Annotated in this window: 6 protein-coding genes; 1 reads left to right on the top strand and 5 read right to left on the bottom strand. The window is 37.8% G+C overall.

Going from position 1 to position 12,672, the window contains the following annotated elements; translation table 11 throughout:
- Positions 1–25 precede the first annotated feature (25 nt).
- Positions 26–1,936 carry an acetate--CoA ligase gene (gene acs, locus HX109_RS10225; RefSeq protein WP_178951653.1) on the bottom strand — a complete coding sequence of 637 codons (1,911 nt, stop codon included), beginning with the start codon at positions 1,934–1,936 and terminating at the stop codon, positions 26–28.
- Positions 1,937–2,563: 627 nt separating this feature from the next.
- Positions 2,564–3,514 carry a phosphoribosylaminoimidazolesuccinocarboxamide synthase gene (locus HX109_RS10220; RefSeq protein ID WP_178951651.1) on the bottom strand — a complete coding sequence of 317 codons (951 nt, stop codon included), beginning with the start codon at positions 3,512–3,514 and terminating at the stop codon, positions 2,564–2,566.
- A gap of 429 nt (positions 3,515–3,943) precedes the next feature.
- Here HX109_RS10220 and HX109_RS10215 point away from each other — a divergent pair, with 429 nt between their 5' ends.
- Positions 3,944–6,157 (top strand): FUSC family protein, encoded by a 2,214-nt coding sequence (locus tag HX109_RS10215; protein WP_178951649.1) that lies wholly within the window; start codon positions 3,944–3,946, stop codon positions 6,155–6,157.
- Between the two features lie 66 nt (positions 6,158–6,223).
- Here HX109_RS10215 and HX109_RS10210 read toward each other — a convergent pair whose 3' ends face one another.
- The 3 genes from HX109_RS10210 to HX109_RS10200 form a co-directional block, all read right to left on the bottom strand.
- Positions 6,224–8,029: a TonB-dependent receptor gene (locus tag HX109_RS10210; RefSeq protein ID WP_178951647.1), complete on the bottom strand. Its 1,806-nt coding sequence runs from the start codon at positions 8,027–8,029 to the stop codon at positions 6,224–6,226.
- Positions 8,030–8,039: 10 nt separating this feature from the next.
- The gene (locus HX109_RS10205) at positions 8,040–11,066 is read right to left on the bottom strand and encodes a tetratricopeptide repeat protein (RefSeq protein WP_178951645.1); all 3,027 of its coding nucleotides are present in this window, start codon (positions 11,064–11,066) and stop codon (positions 8,040–8,042) included.
- 270 nt (positions 11,067–11,336) lie between these two features.
- A complete protein-coding gene (locus tag HX109_RS10200) occupies positions 11,337–12,671 on the bottom strand; it encodes a RagB/SusD family nutrient uptake outer membrane protein (RefSeq protein WP_178951643.1) in 1,335 nt (444 codons plus the stop codon).
- Between the last annotated feature and the right edge of the window lies 1 nt (position 12,672).

The raw sequence follows: 12,672 nt of genomic DNA, 5'->3' as shown, positions 1-12,672 counted from the left end.
GTGTTATTAATTTCAGTTTAAAAAATTAATCAATTTTCTCCTTTATTACCTCATCGACTACATCGGGGTTTAATAGCGTACTGGTGTCTCCTAGATTGGAGAGATCGTTGGATGCTATTTTCCGTAAAATCCTACGCATAATTTTTCCACTCCGCGTTTTTGGCAATCCGCTTACGAACTGAATTTTATCCAATTTAGCAATCGGACCGATATGTTCTGTGATCTGTTGGTTGATTTCTTTTCGCAAGTTCTCACGGTCACGGGTTTCCCCTACTTCTTTTAAGATTACAAATCCGTACAGAGCATTTCCTTTTACATCATGCGGATAACCTACAATTGCTGATTCCGCCACAGCAGGATGTTCGTTGATGGCATCTTCAATAGGCGCTGTACCTAAATTATGTCCGGAGACAATTACCACATCATCTACACGTCCCGTAATTCTATAATACCCAACGGCATCACGAAGCGCCCCATCTCCCGTGAAATACATGTTTTCGTAGGCTGAAAAATAGGTGTCTTTATAACGCTCATGATTCCCCCAAATGGTTCTAGCAATAGACGGCCACGGGAATTTAATGCATAAACGGCCATCCACAAGATTCCCTTTAATCTCTTTGGCGTTTTCATCCATTAAAGCGGGTTGAATTCCTGGCAACGGTAAAGTTGCATACGTTGGAATAGTTGGCGTAGCGTACGGAATGGGAGATATCATAATCCCTCCTGTTTCTGTTTGCCACCACGTATCTACAATAGGACATCGGCTTTTTCCAACGTTGTCATTATACCAGTGCCAAGCCTCCTCATTAATGGGCTCTCCTACAGATCCCAATACTTTTAGTGAAGACAAATCGTGTTTTGTGACAAAGTCCAAATTATTCTTTGCCAACGCTCGAATAGCGGTTGGCGCGGTATAAAACTGATTTACTTTATGTTTATCTACAATTTCCCAGAACCTCCCAAAATCAGGGTGCGAAGGAACGCCTTCAAACATTACTGTAGTAGCGCCGTTGGCTAGGGGTCCGTACACAATATAACTATGCCCGGTAATCCAACCAATATCTGCCGTACACCAATACACATCGTTTTCTTGGTATTGAAAAATATTTTTAAAAGTATACGCCGTATAAACCATATAGCCTCCCGAAGTGTGAACCATCCCCTTCGGTTTTCCCGTAGAACCGGAAGTATACAAAATGAAAAGTGGATCTTCAGCATCTACAATTTCTGGTTCGCAAGTTTGTTCTGCATCATCCAACAAAGGCTGCAACCACTCGTCACGCCCCTCCTTCATATTAATATCAGATTCAATACGCTTGGCAACCAAAACTGATTCAATACTTGGACAGTCTTCCAAAGCTTCATCTACAATCCCTTTAAGGTCGATGGTTTTACTTCCGCGGAAAGAACCATCTGCAGTGATAACCATTTTACAATCGGCATCATTGATTCTAGTGGAAAGCGCTGTGGATGAAAATCCTGCAAAAACTACGGAATGAATAGCGCCAATTCTGGCACAAGCCAAAACGGAAACAGCCAATTCTGGAATCATAGGAAGATAAATGCATACGCGATCTCCCTTTTTAATCCCTTTTGATTTTAAAACATTTGCAAACCTGCAAACCCGTTCATGTAATTCATTGTAACTAATATGCAACGCCTCTTCGTCTGGACTATTAGGCTCCCAAATGATGGCAGTTTTATTGCCGCGTGTTCTTAAATGCCTATCGATGCAATTTTCGGTAATGTTTAATTTGGCTCCTTGAAACCATTTAATTTCGGGCTTGGTGAAATCCCATTCTAAAACATTGTCCCATTTTTTTCGCCATAAAAAGTGCTCTTCGGCAACTTCCCCCCAAAAATTTTCTGGGTCGCGAACTGACTTTCGGTAAACTTGAAAATACTCCTCTAAGTGTTTGATGTGGTAATTACTCATGCTGACTAAAGTACTTATTTTTATAAAAACAACCTAATACGAAAACGTTGCATTTAAAGTACTTAGCGTCTAGTTGAATACCTTGAAAATAGCATATTTAACTGAAAATCAATTCAATAAATAAAGCACAAATACGATTCTCAAAAAAATCTATGGTAGGTATTTCGACGGAGTTCATCGAGGATTACTTGTGGTTAATAGTTTATGCGACGTAATTGAGCGAAAAAATGGATAAAAACCGTTTTCTACAAAGAAATTACAATCATGCGTAAACGTCAGTGATAGATTTAAATGACTAGCATAGTCTACTAACACCAAGTGCAACTATTTAAAACATTAGTGTATTTAACATTTTATTAACAATTTATGCAACGATGTAAGTGGGCTATGCAGCCATGTAAACGCTTTATGCAGCGATGTAAGTGGGCTGTGCAACCATGTAAATGCTTTATGCAGTGATGTAAGTGGGTTGTGCAGCCGTGTAAATGCTTTATGCAGTGATGTAAGTGGCTATGCAGCCCTGCAGACGCTTTATGCAGTGATGCAAGTGGGCTATGCAGCCCTGTAAACGCTTTATGCAGTGATGTAAGTGGAGTATGCAACAAGGGATCATGCTCTCTTGTCCTGTTATTTTTTTAAATGCTCTAAAACATTCTTCTCTATGCGCTCTTGAATATTACTTACGTCTCCTTTTACAAACTTTTCACCTGTGATTTTTTCGTAAAGCTCGATGTATCTTTCGGAAACTGAATGAATATAATTGTCGTCCATTTCGGGAATCTGTTGTCCCTCTTTCCCTTGAAAACCATTACTTATAAGCCATTGGCGCACAAATTCCTTAGAAAGTTGTTTTTGTGGCTCGGCTTTATCTTGACGTTCTTGGTATCCATCAGCATAAAAATATCTTGAAGAATCTGGGGTATGGATTTCATCTATCAACACAATTTTTCCATCTTTTGTTTTTCCAAATTCGTATTTGGTATCAACAAGTATGAGTCCGCGTTCTGCCGCAATTTCGGATCCTCTTTGAAATAATGCACGAGTATATTTTTCCAGTACTAGGTAATCTTCTTCAGAAACTATTCCTTTTTCAAGAATAGCTTCGCGCGAAATATCCTCATCATGATCGCCTTGATCTGCCTTGGTAGAAGGCGTAATTATTGGTTCAGGAAATTTGTCGTTCTCTTTCATCCCTTCGGGCATCCCTACCCCACACAACAAACGCTTCCCGGCTTTATATTCCCTAGCAGCATGGCCCGATAAATAACCGCGGATTACCATTTCCACTTTAAAAGGTTCACACAAATGTCCCACAGCCACATTGGGGTCTGGGGTTGCCAACAACCAATTAGGCACAATATCCTTTGTGGCGTCCATCATTTTTGTGGCAATTTGATTTAGAATCTGACCTTTGTATGGAATTCCCTTAGGCATAATAACATCAAAAGCAGAAAGCCTATCGGTGGCTATCATAACCAGTATTTCATCATCAATATTATAAACTTCCCTAACCTTTCCCTTGTAAACGTTTTTTTGCTTCGGAAAATTAAAATCGGTAGTTGTAATTGTATTGCTCATGGAATTGTTGTGTCTTTTATTGCTACCGCAAATATAATGTATATTTTGGGTTGAAAAGAATGCGTTCTTCTTTAAAAATGCTTAAGTTCTAGTTTAGTTTTACATTAGTAAATATAATATTTGTCGATTCATAAAATATTCTTTCATTTCTTTTGCTCGCCCAAAAGAAACGAAACAAAGAAAAAGGCGCCTTATCCAAGGAATTTTTTCGACCATGAAGTCGAAAAACCGAAATCAAAACTCCGCGTCGCTCCTTACCTCCGCTCCTGCTTTCGGAGCTTTTGATTACTATTCTGTGGATAAGGAGTTTTTCAAAACTAGAACTAATTCTTTTAATCACGTATCGGGAAAGTAATATATATTTATTTTGAAGATTTCATAAAATCAAAGTCCTTAACGTACCTTTGCATGAAAATTTTTTAGCAAATAATGCAAAAAGCCATACAATTCCTAAAAAGCTATAATTTCACCAAAGGGCTGCTCATAAGTATTTCTGCCTTTAGCGCCATTGCTATTTGCTATTTTTATTTAAATATGACCGTAGGTGCCGGAGCTGCTTTCGGAGTACTTTTGGCATCCACCAGCGATATCCCCGGCAACAAAAAACACCATATCTATGGTATTTTTATTTCGCTTTTCTTAGCCATTATCAGTTATATCACTATACATTTAGCGATTCCAAACATTTATTTCCTTATCCCAGCATTGGCAATTTTGGTATTTGTAAATTCTTATATTTCGGTATATGGTTTTAGGGCCTCCCTTATAGCTTTTTCCGGACTGCTCGCGGTAGCGCTAAGTTTTGCACACCCCCTTAGCGGTATGGAAATTTTATACAATGCGTTTTACATACTTGGCGGCGGACTCTGGTATTTGTTGATTTCCCTTTCTTTTGAAACCGTTAGAACCAAACAATACAGCGACGAACTTCTTACCGACTGCATGGAGCTTACTGCAGCGTATCTAAATACCCGCGTAGCTCTTTTTTCTACTTCGGATAGGGAAAACGTGTTAAACCAGCAATTGCAATTACAAAACGAACTGAATGAAAAACACGAAGCCTTAAGAAATCTACTGTTAGCACAACGCCAACGTTCGGGCTCTACAAAACTGAAGCGCCAGCAATTGCTTATTTTTATAGAACTCATAGACATTTTGGAGTTTGCGGTAGCCAATCCGTTCAACTATAAAAAATACGATAGCAGTAGTCCTGAATTTCAAAAAGTGGCACTCCAAATAGGAGAAACCATGGAGGCAGTGGCAGACCGACTGTTGGAAATTAGCGAACTACGGTTTAAGAATAAAACTATCAACAGTGATCGTACTATTGAAAAACTCCTTAAAAAATCGGAAAAAGCCATTGAAAGCTTCAAAAGCAACGTAGATATTAAAAAGAACAGGGATGCCATCCTTATTCTTAGAAATCTTTTTGATTATACGGAAAGACAATCTCAAAAAGTAATTGCGATTGAAAATATCATAAAAAATAACTTCACCCCTAAAGTTTCTATTTTAAAGAAAGCAGATCGGTTGCAATTTATTACCAACCAGAGTTACAGCTTTAAGGTTTTAGTTGAAAACCTAACCCTCAAATCGCCTATTTTTAAACACTCCTTACGGCTCGTGGTAACGGTTTTGCTGGGCTATGCCATCGGATCTATTTTTTCCTTGCAAAATGCGTATTGGATAATACTTACCATTGTAGTGATTATGAGACCTGGTTATGTTCTCACCAAAGAGAGATCCCGCCAACGTATTTTGGGAACATTAATTGGAGGGGCTGTAGCAGTAGGTATCGTGCTTCTTACTAATAATATTGCCATTTATATTGCTATAACCTTTATAGCGATGACGCTCTCTTTTACTTTTATTCAACAAAACTACAAAGCATCGGCTGTATTCATTACCCTTACCATCATCTTTGTATATGCCATGCTTTATCCAGATGCTTTTAGCATTATTCAATACAGAATTATTGATACTTTGGTTGGAGCCGGCCTAGCGAGTATGACCAATTTACTTTTATGGCCCGCTTGGGAAAGCGAGAATATAAAATCGCTTATTGCGGAAGCTGTTAAAACCAATAAAAACTATTTGGAGCAAGTAAAAAATTTGTATCACAAGAAAGAGAAAACGCAAACTTCATATAAAATCTCCCGAAAACACGCTTTTATCGCTATCGGAAATTTACATGCGGGCTTTCAAAGAATGACACAAGAACCCAAACGCAAACAACAAAAGCTGGATAGGCTCTACCAAATTGTGGTAACACAAAACACGCTTTTATCGGCAACGGCCTCTCTTGGCACGTATATTCAGATACATCACACCACCGAAGCTTCCAAATATTTTGATGATTATATAAATGCCATCGAGCAGGAACTTTTCAACTGTTTAGAAATATTAGAAGACAACAGCTTTCAACCTAAAAAGGCAACAGACCTAGAAGTTTCCAAAAAATATTTAAAACAGATTTTTGAAGAGCTCTCTGCGGAAAGAGACCGCGAAATAGACGCCGGAAAACTGGAAATAAGCATGGAACAGCGGGAATATTTAAAGGAAATTCGCATTATCTCCGAGCAATTGGAATGGCTTTATAAACTTTCGCTTAATCTATTTACTGCCATTAAAGGATATGTATAAAAAAGCTGAAGTGAATGATAAACATTAACACCTCAGCTTTTTTAAAAGAGTTTATTTAAATTTTAATTACAGATCAAATTTATAGGCGGCCCCAGCCAAGATTTGGAATCCTTGCACTGGATAATTCACCAAACGATCGTATTGCGTTCCTGTAATATTGCTCGCCTTGATAAATGCCGACCATTGGTCTGTAATACTATAGTCTACATTGGCATTTAAATCAAAATATCCGTCGATGTTTACGATCTCCCTGCTCGTAGAGCTTGGTTGATTGGGAATCCCTATATAGTCTTTTCTTTCCCCTATATAAAATGCGTGCAGACCGGCAGACCACTTGCCGATGGTATAATTCCCAAACAAGGACGCTTTTAGGGAAGGAAGGTTCCACGCTTCTTCTTGATTATCGGTGGAATAGTCTAAAAACTCCCCATTCAACCCTACGGTTAAATCCCTATTGAGGTCGACATTAATCTCTCCAAAAACCGAAATTGTTTTAATATCATCGTAAACCACCCCAAAAGAATTTCCATAGGCATATCCTTCTGTATTTATATCATCTATGTCGTCGATCGTAAAAAAAGAATTCGAACGGTACAAATACTGATTGTTAGTTGCTTTGTAGGATCCTTTTAAATTATACCCAACATTTGGCAGAAATCGTCCCTTAACCCCTGCAAATGCATTGTACTTTTGATCGGTAGGCAATACATTAATAGTTGGGGATACAAACGGATTCTCCTGTGCAAAATTATAATAGGAATTCTGCTGTAATTCTCCATTTACTCCTGCATAAGCAGTTACATATTCTGCTACCACATTGTAAGAAACATCTACTTTAGGATAAAAGAAGAAATCGCCATCGCTATTTTCCAGGTCTTGATTGTAAAAAATGGAAGCCCCTAAATTAAAAACGAGATTATCACTTAAAATTTGAATACTTGGAGTGAACCCTCCAAACAAATTACTGTAATTAATTTCATCTTCATTGGTGTATGTTCTATCAAAACTCCCTCCTACATAATCTATTTCCACGTCTAAATTAACCAACTCTTGCCCTACCGGAAATTGAAACTTTGGTTTTAGAACTGCTCTATTTTCCCCAGAAGAAAATCCGTCCCAAAAGCGGCGGTAATAAATTTCACCACCTGTAAAATACGAATCTTCAAATTCTAAATTTCCACCCACAAAACCTGTGTAATAGCTTTGCTTTTCATCAATACTATTGACCTCATCTTCAGAATAAACATTCAATGGAATTCCATACCAATTATAAATTTGGTGTTTAAAACCTCCATTTACGCCCCAGCTCATGTAGCGATCTCGTTTTCGGTAATAGGCTTCCAAACCTGTATTATAAAATTTATCATCTAAAAACACTTCGTCGATTCCCCCTTGCGAAGAATGATGGTTTAGCATAATATCCAAACTTTCGTCCCGGCTGAAATCGCGACTTGTATAAAAATCGAGTTTAGCGGTATTGTAATTACCAACCCCTAACGATAAATAAGAGTTATACAAACGCTCCTTGGCCGCCTTTTCAAGTCCTGTCGCTTTTCCCTTGGCAGGCGTAAACGTAGAGGCTACGGGAACCGAAAAAATATTGTATTGAATATCTTTTTTTGAAGTTGTAATAGAGTCGGATAAGGAGGGTGTTTCCTTAATCTTATTGGCATCAGAAATTGTCGGGGTGTACGGTTTAACCACATTTACCACTTCTGTACCCAATCCTTCTTCCTTTTCTTTTGTATCGGTTTCTTTTTCTTGAGCTATTAAATAACTTCCTGAAAATATAAAGAGTGCACCTAAAATTAAATTCTTGCGCATTGTATATCGAGCTATAGTATGTTGTTTATTAAATTGAATAGTTTGCATAAAACCAAGCTTAGTTTTGATTTGGGTTAACAGACGAATTTCGCTGCGATTCTTTAGTTTTAACTATGGAAAGCTGGGTTTTTGCTTCTTGTATAATTTCTGGATATTGGGAGAAATTGTCGATAACACTTTGTAAAATATAAGTGGCCTGAAAAGCATCGTCCATTGCCGCAAAATTCTTGGCCATAATTATTAACCCTTTTGCACCAGTTTCCTTGTAGGCCGAATAGTCTTTTGCCAAACGCTGTGCTGCAACGTTGGAAGCTTTATAATCGCCTTCTTTATTTTTAAAGTAGGCATCGTAATAAAGTGCTTCTGCAGCCAAAGCCCCAGTAGCAATTTTTTGAACTTCAGCATATGCTTTTTTCGCTTTTGCTTCATCCCCTGTGGCAATTGCAGAACGAGCAATCATAGTATAGGCATCGCTTTTGATACGATCGTCTACTTTTGGGGTTTTTAAAACCTTTTCAGCATAAGTAATGGTTTGCGGATAGTTTTTCATGGCGTAACTCGCCTTCATGATATTCGACTGTGCGAAAATGATGTTTTCTTGAAAATCGGCTCCCTGCTCCAATGTTTTTAAAACAGTGATGGCTTTTTCGTTGTTATTATTTTCAAGATAGATCTCTCCAGCCCTTACATATGCTTCTTCAGAAAATTCATTGCGCTTTTCATTTACTATATATTCATAATGCGGTAATGCTTTTGCTTTGTCGCCTTGTTTATAATGTAGCTGCCCTAAATAAAAGTGTGCTTTTAGTGCGTTGGAACCATTTGGAAACTGACTTAAATAGCTTTCGAAGCCTTTTATTGCCGCGGCAGATTTATTTTGTACATACTGCCGTTCAGCAGATTCAAAAGCTGCACTTTCCAGTTCTGTTTCCGTTACATTTACAAAATCCAATCCTTTTACCCAAGAAGCGTACTCCCCTACCTTACCTTCATCCACATAAACTTGCTTTGCCGTAGAAACTGCCTGCAGCGCTTCAGGTGTATTTGGGTAGCTGCTTACAACGGTTTTGAATTTTGCCAAGGCCTTTTCATTTTGCCCTCCGTTGTAATACACTAAACCTTCTTTAAGGATGGCTTTTGGCACAAAAGAACTCATTCGGTATTCTTGAGCCAACCTACCGTAAGCATCAATTCCTTTTTGTGTTTGATTGTTATTTATATAGGTATTTCCCAACTCATAGAAAGCATCGTCTCGAAGCGGTGAGTTTGGAAACCTGGTTACAAAGGACTGTAATTCCTCTATTTTCTTTTCGTTTCTATCTACAAAACCATAGCTAATGGCTTTTTGGAAATGAGCATAATCGGCATCGTCCCCGCCAATTTCAATAGCTCTGTTATAAGCTTCCATTGCTGGCCAGTATTGTCTTTCTGCAAATTGACTGTCCCCTAGACGCAAATAACTATCCTTGGTTCGCGCCATGCTTTTTTCTGAACCACTATTTATGTATTGCTTAAAATGCTCCGATGCCTCGCCGTATTGTTTTTGCTTAAAATAAGTATAGGCCAAATTGTAATCGATATTTGCATATTCTGGCGTTTGTGGCGCCATCGCATTTTGGTCGAATTGCTTATAGCCGATTACCGCTTCGTTGTAGTTCCCTAAAATATAATCTACTTCTGCATTCCAAAAAGTAGCTCTCGCTGTAAAAAGCTGATCTTGTTGTTCTTTAGCTGATTTTTGAAAATATTCCTTGGCTTCGTTATACTTTTCTTCATTAAACAGTTCCAAGCCACGGTAAAAAGCTACTTTTTGATAAGTGGTTTTGGTGCTGTAGCTCTTGTTGTTTTCTAACAGCTGAAGCGCCGCATCGTAGTTTTTTGAGGTGATGTACGAATCTACTAAAAGCTCCTGTATTTCTTGAGCATTCTCACTTTTAGGATATTCCTTTAAATAATTTGTCAATACCAATGGAGCACTTTGGTATGGGTTTCCAATTTCGTAACTCAAACGGGCATAATTTAAAAAAGCGTCTTTTTTTATCTGCTCATCGTAAGGCATTTGAGAAGCATTTCTAAAGGCGTTCAAGGCCTCCTGCTTTTTATTGCTTTTTAGATAGCATTCCCCTAAATGATAGTAAGCATTTTGAGCAACAGAATTTTTACCTTCTACAATTTTATTAAATTGATTGATGGCCAAATCGTATTCCCCTTGCTTGTAATAAGCATATCCCAACTGATAGAAATCGGTGTTGTTCCACTTTCCGTTTTTACCTTGATATTGCTTTAGGTAAGGAATAGCTGTTGCATACTCCTTTTTATTGAAATAACTTTCCCCAATTATCTTATTGAGTTCTGATAATTCATTGCGATCCGCGTTGGGGAGTTGCTCTTTTGCAAGGGCAATTGCCTTATCAAAGTTTCCAAGCTTAAAATTCATATCCGCTTGGTAATAGGAAAGGTTTTTATTGAGCTCTTGATTTCCCGAAACCTGATCGAAATATTGGTTGGCCTCATTATAATCGTCTCCCTGGTAGGCCATATACCCGATATAATATTTGGCTTGTGACCCGTATTTTTGAGAGGTAGAGACCCTTTCTAGATATTCGCGGGCAGATCCATATTTTTTAGAAACAAATAAAGAATAGCCTTTTTTAAAGTTGAATTCTTCACGCTCTGCAACGCCCATAGAACGGTCTTCTGCCCTATCGTACCATTTAAGGGCATTGGCATATTTTCCTTGATTGAAGTAATAGTCTGCCACATCAAGGTAAGCCGACCCACGTTTGGTAGAGGTTGGATATTTGGCAACGAATTCTTCCATGAGTTGATCTGCCCCCAATTGATTCGTTCTAATAGCTGCATTCGCAATATAATAAGCAGCATTGGCCTCCACCTCTTCATCTGTTGTGCTTTTCTTTACATTCTGAAAAACAACCTGGGAAGCCTGGTATTGCTTTTTATTATATAGGTCTAATGCCTTTTGAAAATCTTTTTCTGGATATGTATATATTTTTGATTCTTGTGCGTAAGAAATAGTACTTCCAAGTACCATGAGCACGGCAACCCCTTTTTGAGTTAGATTCATAAAAATTGGTTTAATACACTTGTTTAATTATTCGAGTTTTAAAGTCGATTGTTGTTAGTTATTTATTTCTACGATATCTCTGAAATTCATCCAAAGATAACTGATAATTTCATTCAAAAATAAGTGAATGAACGTATTTATAACGTGGAAATATTGTTATAATTATCCTAAAGGGATAAAATTAGTTTAGTGGCCGTAAACTGAAAAAACTGCATAAAAAAACCTCCGACATAACATCGGAGGTTCCAAACTAATTCAAACATCAAAAAATTAACTACTTGGATAACCAGGGTTTTGTTCTAAAGCATCAGACGTTTGGAGTTCATTACGTGGTAATGGGAAAACTTTTCTAAAATCTTCCATTCCCAAAACTTGATCTATCCTATCGAACCTAACAAGGTCGAAAAATCTGTGCCCTTCGTAATTTAATTCTGCCCTTCTTTCATATAGTAATGCATCGGTATAAGCTGTTACAGAACTAAATGATTCTACAGAACCAAGACCAGCACGGTCCCTTATTTCGTTAAGGTCGGCTGAACCTGCATTTGGATCATTTGAAGAAAACACGGCAGCTTCAGATCTTATAAGGTAAAGCTCCGTCAACCTAAATATCTTTGCGTTATTTGAATTATCCGGATCTAAATATTTTCCAGTTCTCAGACGCCCTCTTTCTTCAACAACAAAAGCTTGTCTTAAATCATTCTCATCGAAAAAATCCAATAAGTCTTCATCAACATTATACTCATCACGACGTATGGTATATGTATTAAAACTACTTTGGTCTTGTTCATTGTATTCTATTTCAAAAATAGATTCACCAGAAGCCTCGGTAGTGTTATAAATATCCTCCAATACCGGCTCCAATGCAAAAGGACTACTTTTAATTACCATATCGGCATCTTGAAAGGCTTGGGAATAATTTTTTTGATATAAACTTACCCGCGCCCTTAAACTTAGCGCTGCCCAATAATTCATTCTACCACTATCGCTTGTTCCTTGTAAAAGGTCTATGGCAATAGCTAAATCATTATTGATTTGATTGTACGTTTCCTGTACAGTACTTCTAGGTAAATTTGGAATTTGATTAAAATCGTTATCGGGAATTGGCTCCAATAATAATGGCAATCCATATACCGATTGTAAATTGTAATGCTCTCCAAAATACCTAAGCAAATCGAAATAAGCCAGGGCTCTTATAGCATGAGCTTCTCCATATACTAAATCCCTATCCAGCTGCGGATCATCAATACCGTCTACACCTGTTATCAATAAATTACTAATATTAATAACTTCATAGATTTCCACCCAAGATTCGGTCACCCACAAATTGGTATAAGGCACCGCCTTTTGGTCTATTTCCAATTGACTATCGTAAAATCCCTGATAAACAGAATTATCCGCTATTAAATCGTTATTTAAAATAAACTCTGCCCCATAATAATTAATGTCCTGCATTTCGGAATAGGCCCCGAGCAAAATAGCATTCGCCGATGCGGCATCTACGAGAACTGAACCCGATTCTAGGGATGTTTGCGGTTCGGTTTCTAGCACATCGCAAGATGCCATGGCTATAAAGGTTAGTGCTGTATAAAATATTCTTTTCATC

Origin of the sequence: Galbibacter sp. BG1 (genome assembly GCF_013391805.1) — a bacterium.
Classification (GTDB): domain Bacteria; phylum Bacteroidota; class Bacteroidia; order Flavobacteriales; family Flavobacteriaceae; genus Galbibacter.
Note: the sequence above shows the minus strand (reverse complement) of the source record. Positions and strands in the feature narration are given on the sequence as shown.

Excerpts from the sequence above, each read along its gene's own strand:
- acs (WP_178951653.1), bottom strand. The coding sequence starts at position 1,936 with ATGAGTAATTACCACATCAAACACTTAGAGGAGTATTTTCAAGTTTAC.
- HX109_RS10205 (WP_178951645.1), bottom strand. The coding sequence starts at position 11,066 with ATGAATCTAACTCAAAAAGGGGTTGCCGTGCTCATGGTACTTGGAAGT.
- HX109_RS10210 (WP_178951647.1), bottom strand. The coding sequence starts at position 8,029 with ATGCAAACTATTCAATTTAATAAACAACATACTATAGCTCGATATACA.
- HX109_RS10215 (WP_178951649.1), top strand. The coding sequence starts at position 3,944 with ATGCAAAAAGCCATACAATTCCTAAAAAGCTATAATTTCACCAAAGGG.
- HX109_RS10200 (WP_178951643.1), bottom strand. The coding sequence starts at position 12,671 with ATGAAAAGAATATTTTATACAGCACTAACCTTTATAGCCATGGCATCT.
- HX109_RS10220 (WP_178951651.1), bottom strand. The coding sequence starts at position 3,514 with ATGAGCAATACAATTACAACTACCGATTTTAATTTTCCGAAGCAAAAA.